Here is a 14,756-nt window from a genome sequence, read left to right as displayed (position 1 = left end):
GCCTTGTTTCCGGCCGCTTTCCGTCAAGCTGCCTGATAGGTGGCGCTGCGCGCCGCCATCACGGCGTCAAAAGCCTCGCCCATGACCTCGGTCGACGGGGCAAGGCCGGTGAACAGTTCGAACGCGTCCGCGGCCTGGTAGATCGCGAGCTCGCGCCCGGTCATGATCCGCGCGCCCTTGGCCTGCGCGGCCGCGAGCAGCGGGGTGATCAGCGGCGAATAGACGGCATCGGCGACCCAAAGGTCTGCACGCAGCAGCGCCGTCGGCACCGGCGTGTCGCGGTTCGGAAGCATGCCGACCGGCGTGCCGTTGATCAGGCCGGTTGCGCCCTCGAGCGCATCCTCGACGCTCGAGGCGACCTTTGCGCCGTTCTCGGTCAGGAGCGCGGCGAGCTTCTCGGCTCGCGCCGGTTCGCTGTCGACGATGCGGATGTCGGCGACCTTCTGGCTCGCCAGCGCAAAGGCGATCGCCTTGCCGACGCCGCCGGCGCCGATCACGGCGACCGCATTGCCCGCGGGCGCCAGCAGCGGCGCCACCGCACGGGCAAATCCCGTGGTATCGGTGTTGTGGCCGATCAGCCGGCCATCCCGGACGACGACGGTGTTGACCGCGCCCATGGCGGCTGCGCCCGGCGCAAGCTCGTCGAGCAGCGGCACCACGGCTTCCTTGTAGGGATAGGTGACGTTGACGCCGGCAAAGCCAAGGCGCCGCACGCCCTCGAGCATCATGCTGAGCCCGGTCGCATCCGCGCCGGCGACCTCGATGAGCTGGTAGTGGCCGCGCAGCCCCAGCGCCTCGGCGGCGCGCTCGTGCATGGCGGGGGAGGCGGAATGCTTAATCGGCGCGCCGATCAGGCCGGTGAGGAGTTTCTGAGATACAGCAGGTCGGCGCGTTGACATGATCCGGATTGGTCTTGGTGTGTGTTTCGCCACGCGGTGTTGCGCGGAAATCGGCAAAGCTCAAGCCCGACGATAGCCTGTCTCCGGCCTAACACAATTACCCATCTATCCTGCAAACCTAACATAATGTTATTTTCTGCGTCCACGCGTCGCGGCGCCCTTCTGGCCGCTGCGCGACGGCTCGACCGCGCGCATCTCGGCGCGGAGCTGCTCGATGAAATATTCGACGTGGAGCGAGAGCGGGGCGCCGCGCTTCACCGCGATGTAGGTGTCGAACCGCGTCGGCTCGGTGATCTTCAACAGCTCGATGCCGGGATAGCCGCCATGGGCGACCGTGAACTGGTCGATGATCGCGATCCCGAGGCCCGCCTTCACCAGCGCGCACACCGTGGTGCCGAAGCGGGCGCGGATGGTGATGTTGTAGTCGAGCCGGTGACGGGCAAAGATCTCGGCCATGATCCGCCCGTAAGGATCGTTCGGATCGATGCCGATCAGCGGATAGCGTGTGATTTCGGCCGCCGAGACCTGCTTGCGGCCGGCGAGTTCATGGCCGGGCGGCACGATGCAATAGAGCTCGCCGGAAGCGAGCGGCATGAAGTCGAGGCCGGAATGTTCGAGGCGGTAGCTCATCGCGACGCACTCGCCGCGGCCGAGCATGAGATAGTCAATGGCTTCCTCGAGCTTCAGGATGTTGATGTCGATGCCGATATCCGGATAGCGCCGCCGGACGCGCTCGATCGCGCGCGGCACCATCACCTGCGAGATGCTCGGCACCGAGCCGATGCGCAGCTCCGACAGTCCGCCGCGGCCGATCTTGGAGATGATCTCGGAGAGGTCGTCGACCTTCTTGTAGACGCCGTTGATCTGCTCGAAAATGTTCTCGGCCTCGGGCGTCGGAAAGTAGCGTCCGTTCTGGCGCTGGAAGAAGCGGATACCGAGCGAGCGCTCGGTGTATTTGACGAGACGGCTGATGCCGGGCGCCGAGACGTTCAACAGCTTCGCGGCGCCGCCAATGGTTCCCGTCACCATCACGGCACGGATCACTTCAACCTGGCGCAGCGTCATCATGCTCTAGGATAATCCCCGACGAACGATCGTGAGTGACCATCATTTCACGACAGGCGTCATGTCATCCAGCCGCAAATGCCTGTCAACGTGCGTAAGCTCGGAATGCTTGCCCTCTCCCACAAGGGAGAAGGGGAAAACCAAAATTCGCGGTGAGATTGTTTCGACTAAATTCAGTGCGTTCGAATTGAAAAGCGGCGCAGGTTGCGCCAGCGTTTCATCACACGCTATTGCTGCAATTGCGTTCTAGCGTGCCGGCCCGTCGGGCGAAACGCTATCGGGCAGCTCGGTGCGTTCGCTTTCCAGCACCTCGCGCGCGAACTCGATGATCTTCTGCTTGTTCGTGGTCTCGCGCACAGCGAAGAACACGCGGTTGAGTTCCAGGCCGAGCACGCTGTTGAGGGCGATGTTCTCATCTTCCATCGTGGCTTTCCCGCTCCAGACGATGGAGGTGTATCTTGACCCCCCTTCCTCCACAAGTAGATTAAACCTTCAGAGCGTGTTGCACCGTGAAACTACGGAGGCGACGCATTGAGGCGACGCCCGAGTCAGGTTACAACGCGATCTGCGCAGGCAGGCAGGGGGCAGGAACGAACCGATGTCCGCCGTGGACTATGGCCGCGAAGCTCTCGACTTCATCGAAGGACTGGAAGCCTACAGTAGGGTTCCGGATGCGATGGACGCGCTTGAGGCGGCATTTGGCCGCTTCGGCTTCGAGCACATCATCGTCACGGGACTGCCGAATCCGGAGCAGCACTTCGAGCAGATGGTGCTCGCCAAGCGCTGGCCGGCGGAATGGTTCAGGATGTACACCGAGAGGAACTACGTCCGCTTCGATCCGGTGATCCGGATGTGCCGGCAGTCGGTGAATCCCTTCGAATGGTCGGAGGCGCCTTACGATGCCGAGCGGGAGCCCGGTGCGGTGGAGGTGATGAATCGCGCCACCGATTTCCGCATGTCGCGCGGTTTCGTCGTGCCGATCCACGGACTGACCGGCTATGAGGCCGGCGTTTCGCTCGGCGGCGTGCATCTCGATCTCAACGCGCGAAGCAAGCCGGCGCTGCACCTGATGGCGATGTATGGCTTCGACCGCATTCGCCGCCTGCTCGATCCGCGTCCGACGCCGCCGGCGCTGCTGACGCCGCGCGAGCGCGAGGTGATCGCCTGGGCCTCGCAAGGCAAGTCGGCCTGGGAGATCGGCGAGATACTCCACATCACGCAGCGGACCGCGGAAGAGCATCTTGCAACCGCTGCGCGCAAGCTCGGTGCCGTCAACCGTACGCATGCAGTCGCGATCGCGATCAGGCACAAAATCATCAATCCATAAGCTCTCACTGGGAAATTTCCCAATATCGAATCCGCCTCTTTTCAACGAGGCTTCCCCCGTTTCGAGGAACGGGGGATTTCATGATCCACGCAGTTTCATCGGCGAATCGCTATCTGTACGAAGATGTCGTCGAGCAACACTTCCGCTTGCGGCACGAGATATTCGTCGACGAGCGCAAGTGGGAAGCGCTGCGCAAGCCCGACGGCCGCGAGATCGACGCCTACGACGACGAGGATGCGATCTACATGCTCGCGCTGGAGAGCCGCCGGGTGATCGGCGGCTACCGGCTCTATCCGACCACCAAGCCGACGATGATGAGCGAGATCTTTCCGCATCTCGCTGCGGTGCGCGGCTGTCCGGCGGACGCGCTGGTCTGGGAGTGGTCGCGCTTCTTCGTCGCACGTGATCGCCGCGACGGAACCGTCAATCTGCAATTGATGGCATCGGCACAGGAGTTCTGTCTCGACCAGGGCATCGAGCGTCTCTGCCTCGTCATGGAGACCTGGTGGTTGCCGCGCTTCCACGACATCGGATTCGTCGTCACGCCTCTGGGATTGCCCGCGCTGGTCGACGGCTCCTGGACCATGGCTGCCACGATCGACGTTTGCCGGGAGTCGCTCGATATCGTGCGCGAGCGGATCGGCATGGCGACGGTCGTGCGCAAGGACGGTCCGCGCCTCAATGCCATCGCCCGTGCCAACACCTGCGGCCTCACCGCCGCGCAACGAAAGACCGCCTGAGATGTCGAACATGATGCGAGACAGCCAAACCCTTGCGAAGCTCAAGAAGAAGATGAAGGAAGAGAATCTCGGCTACCTGTCCGACATGGCGCTCGAGCTGGCGCAGATGGCGGACGATTGCGGCCACGCCACGCTCGCCTATCTGTTCCGGATGGCGGCGCTGGAAGCCTCCACCGTGGATTCCCCCGCTGCCGACGATTTTCCTCACCACATGAGGTCGCACTAGTTGCGGCGATGATCCTGCTCGCTCTCTCCGTCCTTGCGGGGAGGGGGAGTTCTCTTTTTCCCTCTCTCCCGGAAACAGGGCGAGGTGATAGCACCGGTCGCAGTGCAACGGTGCCCTCCCGCAGGATCGCCCCGAGCATGCACAATGGGTTGTGTGCGAACGCAGACGACAACCTGACCGTTCAACATCGGTCGAGCCGGTCCGTTGAGGACAGGTGCGGCAGGTTGACCCATCCTCCACAGCAATCTTCTTGCCTGGCGCGCTCATCGCCTGTTCGATGAGATGCAACAAAGTGCATGTCGGGCGCAGAATCGCTCTTGCGTCGGAACGATACTGCCGTTACCGATTTTGGCCTTGAAGAGGCAGGGGGAGCTCTTTCACTGATGGCGGCCGTGTTCGAACATCGGCGCAACGTGATGCGTGGCTGAAGAGCATCGATGCTGCTCGTCATCGAACAATTCCTCAACGGATTGCAGTTCGGGCTGCTTCTTTTCCTGCTGGCCGCCGGCCTGACGCTGGTGTTCGGGATCATGGATCTCGTCAACCTCGCGCACGGCTCGCTCTACATGATGGGCGCCTATTTCGCCGCGACCTTCGTCGCATGGACCGGCAATTTCCTGCTGGGCGCGCTGCTCGCGCTGGGCGCGACGCTCGTGCTCGGCATCGTGCTCGAAGTCGTGGCACTCAGGCATCTCTATGGACGCGACCATCTCGACCACGTGCTCGCGACCTTCGGCCTGATCCTGTTCTTCAATGAAGCGGTGCGGTTGATCTGGGGGCCGGCGGGCCTGGCGCTGCCGCTGCCGCCCTGGCTCACCGTTCCGGTGCCGATCCTGCCCGGCATCTATTATCCGGCCTATCGGCTAGCCATCATCGTGGTCGCGCTTCTGGTCGCGCTGCTGCTCTATCTCGGTGTGATGCGCACCCGCATCGGCATGCTGATCCGCGCCGGCGCCTCCAACCGCGAAATGATCGGCGCGCTCGGCATCAACATCAAGCTGCTCTACACGCTGGTGTTCGGCCTTGGCGCGGCGCTCGCGGGCCTCGCCGGCTTGATGCAGGCGCCGATTCTCACCGTGCAGATCGGCATGGGCGAGAACATCCTGATCCTTGCCTTCGTCATCATCGTGATCGGCGGCATCGGCTCGATCCGCGGCGCGTTCCTCGCAGCGATCTTCGTCGGCATGATCGACACGCTCGGCCGCGCCTTCCTGCCGAACCTGCTGCGCCAGATCCTGAGTTCAACCGCAGCGTCCACCGCCGCGCCCGCGCTGTCCTCGATGCTGATCTATCTCTTGATGGCGATCGTGCTGGTGGTGCGGCCGGAGGGGCTGTTTCCAGCCAATCGTCGATGAAGGCTTTGACCGTGAGCAAGGCCGTCACGGCCCTGGTGCTGGCAGGCCTCGTGCTGCTGCCGCTCTATTCGCAGCTGTCCGGCAACATCTTCATCTTGACGTTGTTCACCCGCATCGTAATCCTGGCGCTCGCGGCCGCGAGCCTCAACCTCATCATGGGCTATGGCGGCATGATGAGCTTTGGCCACGCCGCCTATCTCGGCATCGGCGGCTACGCGGTCGGCATTCTGGCGCAGGAAGGCGTCGGCTCGGGCTTCATCCAGTTCCCGGTCGCGCTTGCGGCGTCCGCGCTGTATGCGCTCGTGATCGGCGCGCTGTCCTTGCGCACGCGCGGCGTCTATTTCATCATGATCACGCTCGCCTTCGCGCAGATGGCCTATTACGTCGCCTCGGGCCTCGCGCGCTACGGCGGCGACGACGGTCTCACCGTCTACAAGCGCAGCGATTTTTCCGGGCTGATCAATCTCTCCGGTCGCGTGCAGTTCTACTATCTTTGCCTCGCCTGCCTGCTCGGGGTCATCTTCCTGATCTGGCGCATCGTCAATTCGCGCTTCGGTCTCGTCGTGCAGGGGCTGCGCTCGAATGAGCAGCGCATGCAGGCGATCGGCTTTCCGGCAAAGCGCTACCAGCTCGTTTGCTTCGTCATATCAGGCACCATGTGCGGCCTCGCCGGCGCGCTGCTCGCCAACAACACCGACTTCGTCAGCCCGGCCGTGATGTACTGGACCCGATCCGGCGATCTCATGGTGATGGTGATCCTAGGGGGCATGGGTACGCTGTTCGGCCCGGTCATGGGTGCGGTGGTGTATCTGCTGCTGGAAGAATTCCTGTCGCAGATCACCGAATATTGGGCGCTGATCATGGGCCCGCTCTTGCTGCTGATCGTGTTGTTCGGGCGCGGCGGCATCATGGGCCTGCTCGGGAGGGCTGGTCGTGGCTGAACCGTTGCTCCGCGTCGAAAAGCTGGTGCGCCGCTTCGGCGGCATCACCGCGACCGACCATGTCTCGCTCGATGTTTCGGCCGGCGAGCTGCATGCCATCATCGGCCCGAACGGCGCCGGCAAGACCACGTTGATCAGCCAGCTCACCGGCCACCTCTCGCCGCATGCGGGCAGCGTCTCGCTCGGCGGGCGCGACATCACGTACCTGCCGGCCTATCGCCGTTGTGCGCTGGGGCTCGCGCGCTCGTTCCAGATTACCTCGCTGCTGCTCGACTTCACCGCCGCGGACAATGTCGCACTCGCGGCGCAGGCGCATGCCGGCACGTCGTTCCGATTCTTTGCCAATGCGCGGAAGGAGCGATCCTTGCGCGATGCCGCGCACGCCGCGCTCGATCGCGTCGGCCTGTCGCATCGCGCCGATGTCGTGGTGAGCAGGCTCAGCCATGGCGAGCGGCGCGAGCTTGAGCTTGCGGTCGCGCTGGCGAGCAAGCCGAAAATCCTGCTGCTGGACGAGCCGATGGCCGGCCTTGGCGTGACCGAATCCCAGCGCATGGTGAAGCTGCTTCAGGATCTGCGGAAAGAAGTCTCGATCGTACTGGTCGAGCATGACATGCCGGCGGTGTTCGCGCTCGCCGATCGCATCTCGGTGCTGGTCTATGGCCGCGTCATCGCCTCCGGCGATCCGGCTGCGATCCGCGGCAATGACGAGGTCAAGCGCGCCTATCTCGGCGACCAGCATGTGGTGACGCGCCATGGTTGACCGGATGGCCGACACGCTGCTCGACGTCGACGGCATCGAGACCTGCTACGGTCTCTCCCAGGTGCTGTTCGGCCTGTCGCTGTCCATCAAGGCGGGCGAGATGGTCTCGTTGATGGGCCGCAACGGCATGGGCAAGACCACCACGATCCGCTCCATCATGGGCCTGACGCCGGCACGCGCCGGCGCGATCCGCTTTGCAGGCTCAGAGGTGCGGCAGCTTCCGTCCTACAGGATCGCGAAGCTCGGCGTCGGCCTGGTCCCCGAGGGACGCCAGATCTTTCCCAATCTCACCGTGCGCGAAAATCTCGTCGCGGCTGCCGCCGACCGCTTCGGCAGCGACAATCCCTGGACGCTGGCTGCGATCTACGTCTTGTTCCCGCGGCTGGCCGAGCGCGCATCCAACATGGGCAACCAGCTCTCCGGCGGTGAGCAGCAGATGCTCGCGATCGGCCGTGCGCTGATGACCAATCCAAAGCTCCTGATCCTGGACGAAGCGACCGAAGGCCTCGCCCCGCTGATCCGCGAGGAGATCTGGAATTGCCTGTCGCTGCTCAAGAAGCGCGGTCAGTCCATCCTGGTCGTCGACAAGAATATCGACCACCTCGCCCGCATCTGCGACCGCCACTACATCATCGAGCGCGGCAAGACGGTGTGGAGCGGCACCTCGGACGAGCTGACGGCCGAGCCGGAATTGCAGCACCGGTATCTGGGGATTTAGGTTTTCGGCAGCTCTACCGCGCGTCGGGGGTGAGGGGTGATATCCTCGTGCCAGCCTTTCGGTGTCGTCCTGGCGCAGGCCAGGACCCATACCGCGGAATCTATCGATTGTGAGTGGTGGGAGTACCGGACCACCGATCTTCATCAAACTCCTCCCTGGGGTAATGGGTCCTGGCTTTCGCCAGGACGACATTCGGGAGGTAGTCGATCCAAATCACCAATAGATCCCGTGGCGATGCAGTTCGCGGATGACGCGGGCTTCGACTGACGGTTCGCGATGCCTGGGCTTGCTTGAAGCCGTCGTCTTTGGCTCGGTGGTCGCGGCGGGAGCGGTGGTTTGCGCGGGCGGTGTTGCCATCGGCGTAGTCGTCGTTGTCGTCACCGTCGCCTGCGGCGTCGTGGCGGCCGTCTGCTCGTTCGCATTGGTGGCGGCGACGCTCAGGCTCCGCGAGCCGCCGGCATAGGCCTGCGTTGCCAGCAGCGAGATTGCGGCAATCATGACCAGCTTGCGCATGGGATACCCCGCTATTTGGTCAATCCGCCTTACCTAAAGGTAGCAGTCGCGCTCAGCGCGACAGGCGGTGCACGCCGATCTCGATCAGGGTGGTGCGGCAAGACAGGCGGTAAATCAGGCTGAACAATTGACCCCACATGACCGAACTCCATTGTCTGATCATATGCTGGCAACCTAGCGCCGCAATCTTTCCGGCTGTTTTCGAGGGATGCGGAAAATGGCTTCGTCCGGCGGCGACGTGATGTCGTCGGAACAGGCGGGACGAAGTCGCCTCACGGCGGTGTGAGATGTGCGGGCCGTCATTCCGGGGCGGTCCGGGAGGACCGAACCTCCGAGCGCAATTGCGCTTCGGGGAATCTCGAGATTCTCAGGTGCGCAAGTGCGCACCATGGCTCGATGCTGACGCATCGCCCCGGAATGACGTCCTAAAACTAGAACATCTCGAAATATTCGCGATGCTCCCAGTCGGTCACCTCGGCCAGGAAGCGGTCGATCTCGGCATTCTTGATGTGGGTGTAGTAGTCGACGAACTCGGCGCCCAGCTTCTCGCGGAAGAACGGGTCGTCCTTCAGCGCGCCGACGGCATCGCGCAGGGATTTTGGCAGTAGCGGCGCCTTGGTCTCGTAGGGCGCGTCGGCCGACGGGCCGGGATCGAGCTTGCGATCGACACCGTCCAGCCCCGAGAGGATTTGCGAAGCCATGTAGAGATAGGGATTGGCGGCGGGCTCGCCGATGCGGTTCTCCAGGCGCGTCGCCGGATCGTTTGTACCGCCGAGCACGCGGATCATCACGCCGCGATTGTCGCGGCCCCAGATCGCGCGGTCCGGCGCCAGCGAATAAGAGCGGTAGCGCTTGTAGCCGTTGATAGTCGGTGTCGTGAATACAGCCGAGGCGCGGGCGTGATCGAGCAGGCCTGCCAGCCAGGCGCGGCCGAATTCGCTCAGCGGCTGACCGGCTTCCTGCGCCATGAACAGATTCTCAGCCGTCGCGCGCGAGACGATCGACTGGTGCAGATGCCAGCCGCTCGCGAATACGTTCGGCAGTTTTGGCCGGCACATGAAGGTGGCGTGATAGCCGTGACGGCGCGCGATCTGCTTCACGGCGGAGCGGAACAGCACCATGTTGTCGGCGGGCTCGATGCCCTTCCGCGGCTGGAAAGTAAATTCACACTGGCTCGGTCCGAACTCGACCTCGACGGAGCGCAGGGGAAGCCCGAGCGCCACGATGTCGCGGCGCAGGATTTCCAGCACCGGCTCCATCTGATCGAAGCGCTGCTCGGTGAGGTACTGATAGCCGTGGCTGAGCAGGCTCACCGACGGCGGCGTGCCGGGCTGGCCGGCGTCTTCGGCGCGCATATGCGCGTCGTCGAGCCTGAAGATGTGGAATTCGACTTCGAGGCCGGCGACGAAATCATGGCCGCGCGCGCCGAGCTCGTCGAGCACGCGCCGGTAAAGGTTGCGCGTCGCGAACGGCACCGGCCGTCCGTCATTGAAGTAGAGGTCGCACAGCAGCCAGCCCGTGGTCGGCGCCCAGGGCAGGACGCGGAATGTCGTGGGATCGGCGACCATAAGCACGTCGGCCGCGCCCTCCATCTCCTTCATGCCGAAGCCGCCGCCTGATGTGAACACGGGAAACACCGTGCGGTGCGATGTGTCCTTGGCGAGCATGGTCGTGGTGATGGAGCAGCCGCTCTCCAGCGACGCGATGGCCTCCGATGCGATGATGGTCTTGCCGCGCAAAATACCGTGCTGGTCGGGGAAGGCGAGGCGGACGACCTCGAGGTTCTTCTCCTCGACGAGCCGCCGCACGCGCAGCGCCGCGTCCTTCTGCTCGGCCGACCAAAGCCCATGACGCGCGACGAAACTCACTTGGGTAGTTCCTTCTCGCTCGGTGAGAATATAACCCACGCTGTCATCGTCCGCCTTGTGCGCAATTTGCGCACTGGGGCGACGATCCAGTATTCCAGAGACGGTACGCGTCCACGAGAGGCCGCGGCGTACTGGATGCCCCGCCTTCGCGGGGCATCACAGCGGAGAATGGGGAGCCGCCGTCGCGACCTGCTGGCAGCGAACGGCATTATCACTCCGCCGCCGTCAGCCGGTGCACGTTATCGGCAATGTCCTTCGGCACCGGTGCCATCCAGGGCGCGCCGCGCCTCCGCTTGACGTCGACTTCCATCCAGTAGGTCTCCCAGCCCTGGGTCGGGCCGATTCCGTCCATGGTCGCCGGCCCCTGGATGCTGCGTGCGTTGCTGTCGTCGAGATGCAGCATCGGCTTCTCGCCGCCCAAGACCTTCTCGATCTCCTGCCGGAGCAGGCGGCGAAATTGCACGATCGCCTTGTCGCTCTGCCCGAGATGCTCCTTGGTGCGGTCCTGGATCGCGCCCATGGATTCCACCGCCCACTGGTCGTGGACGTTGATGTCGGTGCCCATGCCGGTATAGGTCACGGTCTGCTGCTCGTGCGGATCAAAGCCGTAGTCGTTGGCCTTGTTCTTGCGGGAGATGTAATCCGGCAGCTCGTAGAGCTCGAGCCGCTGGTCGCGCATCTTTTGCTTGTCGACCGGGTTGGTGTAGCTGGTGAAGATCGCGTACCAGTAGCAGTTCTCGTCATCGACCGGCACGTGCCACTGCGTGATCGTCATCTCCGTGCTCATGGGAATGACGAAGCCGTGCGGGAAGAGCTGGTTGGTGACGCGCACATGTGTGCGCTCCTCGTCGATCTCGCGCAGCGCGATCAGCCGCAGACCGTATTCGGTGTGCTCGACATTGATGATGGGACGGTCGTATTCGCGCAGGATTTTGGTCATCGGCAGTTCGGAGCCGGCGGATGCGCCGCGGAACTGCTTGCCGTAGGCGGTCGAGGTGTCCTCGTCCTCGAAGAAGCGGTGCAGATAGGAGGCGTGCGCGGGATCGATGCCGACTTCCAGCGCCTGGAGCCAGTTGCAGGCCATGTGGCCCTTGAACGCAAAAGTGTGCGTGCCCGGCGCGACAAAACAGTCGAGCTCCGGAAAGGCCGGCGGTTCACCCTCGCCGAGAAAGGCCCAGAGGATGCCGCTCTTCTCCACCACGGGATAGGAGCGCTGGCGGATGTTCTGGCAGAGCTTTGAATCCCTCGGTTCGGCCGGCGTCTCGATGCACTGCCCCGTCGCGTCGAACAACCAGCCATGGAAGGCGCAGCGCAGACCGCCATTCTCGAGCCGTCCGAAGGCGAGGTCGGCACCGCGATGCGCGCAGTGGCGGTCGATCAGGCCGTAGCGGCCGCTCTCGTCGCGGAACAGCACCAGGTTCTCGCCGAGCAATTTGACGGGCCGTACCGGTCGCGCGCCCTCCAGCTCGTCCACCAGCGCCGCCGGCTGCCAGTAGCTCCGCATCAGTCTGCCGCAGGGATCCTTCGGCCCGGTGCGCGTGATCAGGTCGTTCTGCTCCTGGCTCATCATGGCGGTCGCGTCCCTTTTGCTCGGAGTGGCGTTGTTCGCCTATTGAACGAATGGGCGAATTATGACATGCGTTGGTTTGGCAGCAAGCAATATTTTGCAGGCGCGGAGCGGATGCCCAAGCTGAAGCGGAACGAGACGGAGGAGCGAGCGACGGATTTCGTCGAGAGCCTCGATCGCGGCCTGCGACTGCTCCAGACCTTCGGCACGACCGCCGGCCCGATGACACTGAGCGATCTTGCTCGCGCCGCCGAGCTGCCGCGCGCCACCGCACGGCGCAGCCTGTTCACACTGCAGCGCGGCGGATTCGTCGCGAGCGACGGCAAGTTGTTCTCGCTGACGCCGCACGTGCTGACGCTGGCGGCGTCGTATTTGCGCTCCAACCAGCTCGTCGCCGTGCTGCAGCCGTTGCTCGACCGCGTCGCAACCGCGGCGCAGGAGATCTCCTCCCTCGCCGTGCTCGACGGCGATGACGTCGTGTTCATCGCGCGCGGCAGTCCCATGCGGGTGTTCTCCGGCGGGCTCGAGATCGGCTACCGGCTGCCGGCGTTTTGCACCTCGGTCGGCCGCGCTATGCTCGGACAGTTCGACGACGCGGCGCTCGCCGCCCGCCTGAAGAAGATGAAGCGCGAGGCGCTGACGGCGCAGACCGTGACCGATCCGAAGCTGCTCCTTGCGCAGATCGCCGCCGATCGGGCGCAGGGTTTTTCGCTGGTCGATCGCGAAGCCGAGCCGCATTTCCGCTCGATCTCCGTGCCTGTCCGCCGCTACGACGACACCATCGTTGCCGCCATCAACATGGGCGCCCATGTCGATCGCGTGCCGACGCAGGAGCTGATCGACCGCTTCCTGCCGCTGCTGCGCGAGGGCGCGGAGTCGGTGCGCTTGCAGTTGCTGTAGCAGCGTAGGGTGGGTTAGCGAAGCGTAACCCACCGCTTCTCTCTCCGTGGGACGAAAAGAGGTGGGTTACGCTGACGCTAACCCGCCCTACATTTCCGTCGCCTGTGCTATAGTGCGCGCAACGCAAGAACCCAGGGAGCACGCCATGCACACCATGGTTCCCAGTGATCGCGTTGAGCATGTCGCCGTCTTCGGGCGCGACGGCACGAAGCTCGGCACGATCGAGCGGCTGATGCTCGACAAGCTGAGCGGTACGGTCGCCTATGCCGTGATCAAGACCGGCGGGCTGCTCGGCACCCACCATCACTATCCCCTCCAGTGGAGCGCGTTGAAATACGACCCGCACCGCCAGGCCTTCCAGGTGGAGGTGACGCTGGACGAGCTCAGCGCCGGCCCGTGCGAGTTCGACGGCGAGGAGTTCGACTGGGGCGACCGCTCGCGAGCCTACCAGCATCCGAACTACTGGTCGGTGTAGCGACATGTGTAGGGTGGGTTGGCCAACGGGTCCGCGCGAAGCGCGGCCCGATGACAGGCTCCGCGTAACCCACCGCTTTTCTCACAGCGCGGACAGCAAAGAGGTGGGTTACGCTTCGCTAACCCACTCTACAATCTGCGGCGCGAATGCGCCGACCATGCTCGCTCGCAGTTTGCTGTTGCCGATCCGGCTAGGCTAGTTTCGTGTCTCGACGCACAGCAAGGCGAGAGACACAATGACATTCTCCGGACTAGGCCTCCATCTCGGCAACCTCTCGCGCCTGTCGAACGCGCAGTCGCGCTCGATCAGTCCGGAAAATTTCACCGGCGAGAAAGGCAAGGGCGGCATGGCCGTCGATGGCCCGGCGGCACCTCAGGCGCGTGACCTCGGACGAGGCTGGAAGATCTCACCTTACGTCGTCATCGAGCCCGGCGCGACCTTTACGCTCGCCGACATCGAAGGCGCGGGCGCGATCCAGCAGATCTGGATGACGATTTCGCGCGGCCGTCTGCGCCGTTCCATCCTGCGCATCTATTGGGATGACCAAGCGCTGCCCAGCGTCGAATGTCCGATCGGCGATTTCTTTGCCTGTGGCTGGGAGGAATTTGCGCAGGTGTCCTCGCTCGCCGTCTGCGTCAATCCGGGCCGCGGCTTCAATTGCTATTGGGAAATGCCGTTCCGCAAGCGCGCGCGGGTCACGCTGGAGAATCGCAACGAGGAAGCGCAGACCATCTACTACCAGATCAACTACACGTTGACGGACGTGCCGGAAGATTGCGCCTATTTTCATGCCCAGTTCCGCCGCAGCAATCCGGTACCGTACAAGGAGGTCCACACGCTGCTCGATGGCATCACCGGCCACGGCCACTACATCGGCACCTACATGGCCTGGGGCTCGAACAACAATGGCTGGTGGGGCGAGGGCGAGATAAAATTCTTCATCGACGGCGACGGCGAGTTTCCGACCATCTGCGGCACCGGCACCGAGGATTATTTTGGCGGCGCCTACAATTTCGATCCGCGCGTGCCGTGGCAGCTCGCCAATCCCGGCGCGAGCGGCGGGCCGGCCTCGCGCTATCTCGAATTCACCACGCCCTATGCCGGCCTGCCTCAGGTGATCCGCCCCGACGGTGTCTACAAGTCGCAGCAGCGCTTTGGCCTATACCGCTGGCACATCCCTGACCCCGTGCGCTTCCAGAGCGATCTGCGCGTGACGATCCAGGCGCTCGGCTGGCGCTCCGGCGTAAAGGAGCCGAAATACCTGCCCCTGCAGGACGACGTCGCATCAGTCGCGTTCTGGTACCAGACGCTGCCGACGGCGCCGTTTCCGGAAATGCCGGCCGCGGATTATCTCGAGGTGGACTGAACCTGTGCTTCCTCGATGTCGTCCTGGCGAAAGCCA

Annotated in this window: 16 protein-coding genes; 10 read left to right on the top strand and 6 right to left on the bottom strand. The window is 63.9% G+C overall.

The genetic code is table 11. The features are described 5' to 3' along the window. Positions 1 to 23: 23 nt before the first annotated feature. The 3 genes from NLN62_RS15295 to NLN62_RS15285 all read right to left on the bottom strand — a co-directional run bounded on the left by NLN62_RS15295 (position 24) and on the right by NLN62_RS15285 (position 2,387). The gene (locus NLN62_RS15295) at positions 24 to 899 is read right to left on the bottom strand and encodes a shikimate dehydrogenase (RefSeq protein ID WP_027521547.1); all 876 of its coding nucleotides are present in this window, start codon (positions 897 to 899) and stop codon (positions 24 to 26) included. 129 nt (positions 900 to 1,028) lie between these two features. Then, positions 1,029 to 1,967, bottom strand: coding sequence for a LysR family transcriptional regulator (locus tag NLN62_RS15290; RefSeq protein ID WP_027521546.1), 939 nt, complete (start codon positions 1,965 to 1,967; stop codon positions 1,029 to 1,031). A gap of 243 nt (positions 1,968 to 2,210) precedes the next feature. Further along, positions 2,211 to 2,387, bottom strand: coding sequence for a hypothetical protein (locus tag NLN62_RS15285; protein ID WP_198031701.1), 177 nt, complete (start codon positions 2,385 to 2,387; stop codon positions 2,211 to 2,213). Between the two features lie 175 nt (positions 2,388 to 2,562). Here NLN62_RS15285 and NLN62_RS15280 point away from each other — a divergent pair, with 175 nt between their 5' ends. The 7 genes from NLN62_RS15280 (at position 2,563) to NLN62_RS15250 (ending at position 8,031) form a co-directional block, all read left to right on the top strand. After that, a complete protein-coding gene (locus NLN62_RS15280) occupies positions 2,563 to 3,291 on the top strand; it encodes a LuxR family transcriptional regulator (protein ID WP_027521545.1) in 729 nt (242 codons plus the stop codon). 80 nt (positions 3,292 to 3,371) lie between these two features. Continuing rightward, positions 3,372 to 4,031, top strand: coding sequence for an acyl-homoserine-lactone synthase (locus tag NLN62_RS15275; protein WP_254109295.1), 660 nt, complete (start codon positions 3,372 to 3,374; stop codon positions 4,029 to 4,031). A 10-nt stretch (positions 4,032 to 4,041) separates the two neighbouring features. Continuing rightward, positions 4,042 to 4,257 carry a hypothetical protein gene (locus NLN62_RS15270; protein WP_254109294.1) on the top strand — a complete coding sequence of 72 codons (216 nt, stop codon included), beginning with the start codon at positions 4,042 to 4,044 and terminating at the stop codon, positions 4,255 to 4,257. A 437-nt stretch (positions 4,258 to 4,694) separates the two neighbouring features. Next, complete coding sequence (locus tag NLN62_RS15265; protein WP_027521542.1) at positions 4,695 to 5,612, top strand: branched-chain amino acid ABC transporter permease; 918 nt, start codon at positions 4,695 to 4,697, stop codon at positions 5,610 to 5,612. Continuing rightward, the gene (locus NLN62_RS15260; protein ID WP_027521541.1) at positions 5,609 to 6,553 is read left to right on the top strand and encodes a branched-chain amino acid ABC transporter permease; all 945 of its coding nucleotides are present in this window, start codon (positions 5,609 to 5,611) and stop codon (positions 6,551 to 6,553) included. Before NLN62_RS15265 ends, NLN62_RS15260 begins: the two co-directional genes overlap by 4 nt. Further along, positions 6,546 to 7,313 carry an ABC transporter ATP-binding protein gene (locus tag NLN62_RS15255; protein ID WP_027521540.1) on the top strand — a complete coding sequence of 256 codons (768 nt, stop codon included), beginning with the start codon at positions 6,546 to 6,548 and terminating at the stop codon, positions 7,311 to 7,313. Before NLN62_RS15260 ends, NLN62_RS15255 begins: the two co-directional genes overlap by 8 nt. Before the next feature lie 4 nt (positions 7,314 to 7,317). After that, positions 7,318 to 8,031, top strand: coding sequence for an ABC transporter ATP-binding protein (locus NLN62_RS15250; protein WP_027521539.1), 714 nt, complete (start codon positions 7,318 to 7,320; stop codon positions 8,029 to 8,031). 213 nt (positions 8,032 to 8,244) lie between these two features. On the opposite strand, the gene NLN62_RS15245 is transcribed toward NLN62_RS15250, so the two are convergent. The 3 genes from NLN62_RS15245 to NLN62_RS15235 form a co-directional block, all read right to left on the bottom strand. Next, positions 8,245 to 8,544, bottom strand: coding sequence for a hypothetical protein (locus tag NLN62_RS15245; protein ID WP_254109293.1), 300 nt, complete (start codon positions 8,542 to 8,544; stop codon positions 8,245 to 8,247). A gap of 431 nt (positions 8,545 to 8,975) precedes the next feature. Further along, positions 8,976 to 10,412 (bottom strand): glutamine synthetase family protein, encoded by a 1,437-nt coding sequence (locus NLN62_RS15240; protein WP_254109292.1) that lies wholly within the window; start codon positions 10,410 to 10,412, stop codon positions 8,976 to 8,978. Between the two features lie 211 nt (positions 10,413 to 10,623). Then, positions 10,624 to 11,982 (bottom strand): aromatic ring-hydroxylating dioxygenase subunit alpha, encoded by a 1,359-nt coding sequence (locus NLN62_RS15235; RefSeq protein ID WP_254109291.1) that lies wholly within the window; start codon positions 11,980 to 11,982, stop codon positions 10,624 to 10,626. Positions 11,983 to 12,093: 111 nt separating this feature from the next. Here NLN62_RS15235 and NLN62_RS15230 point away from each other — a divergent pair, with 111 nt between their 5' ends. The 3 genes from NLN62_RS15230 to NLN62_RS15220 all read left to right on the top strand — a co-directional run bounded on the left by NLN62_RS15230 (position 12,094) and on the right by NLN62_RS15220 (position 14,720). Then, positions 12,094 to 12,879 carry an IclR family transcriptional regulator C-terminal domain-containing protein gene (locus NLN62_RS15230; protein WP_254113511.1) on the top strand — a complete coding sequence of 262 codons (786 nt, stop codon included), beginning with the start codon at positions 12,094 to 12,096 and terminating at the stop codon, positions 12,877 to 12,879. A gap of 145 nt (positions 12,880 to 13,024) precedes the next feature. After that, on the top strand, positions 13,025 to 13,354 hold the full coding sequence (locus NLN62_RS15225) for a PRC-barrel domain-containing protein (RefSeq protein ID WP_027521534.1): 330 nt from the start codon (positions 13,025 to 13,027) through the stop codon (positions 13,352 to 13,354). Positions 13,355 to 13,589: 235 nt separating this feature from the next. Then, positions 13,590 to 14,720 (top strand): glycoside hydrolase family 172 protein, encoded by a 1,131-nt coding sequence (locus tag NLN62_RS15220; protein ID WP_254109290.1) that lies wholly within the window; start codon positions 13,590 to 13,592, stop codon positions 14,718 to 14,720. Positions 14,721 to 14,756: the final 36 nt, after the last annotated feature.

Source organism: Bradyrhizobium sp. CCGUVB23 (assembly GCF_024199885.1).
Classification (GTDB): domain Bacteria; phylum Pseudomonadota; class Alphaproteobacteria; order Rhizobiales; family Xanthobacteraceae; genus Bradyrhizobium.
The sequence above is the reverse complement of the archived record's forward strand: the minus strand, read 5'-3'. Positions and strand labels throughout refer to the sequence as shown.

Excerpts from the sequence above, each read along its gene's own strand:
- NLN62_RS15270 (WP_254109294.1), top strand. The coding sequence starts at position 4,042 with ATGATGCGAGACAGCCAAACCCTTGCGAAGCTCAAGAAGAAGATGAAG.
- NLN62_RS15260 (WP_027521541.1), top strand. The coding sequence starts at position 5,609 with ATGAAGGCTTTGACCGTGAGCAAGGCCGTCACGGCCCTGGTGCTGGCA.
- NLN62_RS15280 (WP_027521545.1), top strand. The coding sequence starts at position 2,563 with ATGTCCGCCGTGGACTATGGCCGCGAAGCTCTCGACTTCATCGAAGGA.
- NLN62_RS15265 (WP_027521542.1), top strand. The coding sequence starts at position 4,695 with ATGCTGCTCGTCATCGAACAATTCCTCAACGGATTGCAGTTCGGGCTG.
- NLN62_RS15230 (WP_254113511.1), top strand. The coding sequence starts at position 12,094 with ATGCCCAAGCTGAAGCGGAACGAGACGGAGGAGCGAGCGACGGATTTC.
- NLN62_RS15285 (WP_198031701.1), bottom strand. The coding sequence starts at position 2,387 with ATGGAAGATGAGAACATCGCCCTCAACAGCGTGCTCGGCCTGGAACTC.
- NLN62_RS15295 (WP_027521547.1), bottom strand. The coding sequence starts at position 899 with ATGTCAACGCGCCGACCTGCTGTATCTCAGAAACTCCTCACCGGCCTG.
- NLN62_RS15220 (WP_254109290.1), top strand. The coding sequence starts at position 13,590 with ATGACATTCTCCGGACTAGGCCTCCATCTCGGCAACCTCTCGCGCCTG.
- NLN62_RS15275 (WP_254109295.1), top strand. The coding sequence starts at position 3,372 with ATGATCCACGCAGTTTCATCGGCGAATCGCTATCTGTACGAAGATGTC.
- NLN62_RS15225 (WP_027521534.1), top strand. The coding sequence starts at position 13,025 with ATGCACACCATGGTTCCCAGTGATCGCGTTGAGCATGTCGCCGTCTTC.
- NLN62_RS15290 (WP_027521546.1), bottom strand. The coding sequence starts at position 1,967 with ATGATGACGCTGCGCCAGGTTGAAGTGATCCGTGCCGTGATGGTGACG.
- NLN62_RS15250 (WP_027521539.1), top strand. The coding sequence starts at position 7,318 with ATGGCCGACACGCTGCTCGACGTCGACGGCATCGAGACCTGCTACGGT.
- NLN62_RS15245 (WP_254109293.1), bottom strand. The coding sequence starts at position 8,544 with ATGCGCAAGCTGGTCATGATTGCCGCAATCTCGCTGCTGGCAACGCAG.
- NLN62_RS15235 (WP_254109291.1), bottom strand. The coding sequence starts at position 11,982 with ATGATGAGCCAGGAGCAGAACGACCTGATCACGCGCACCGGGCCGAAG.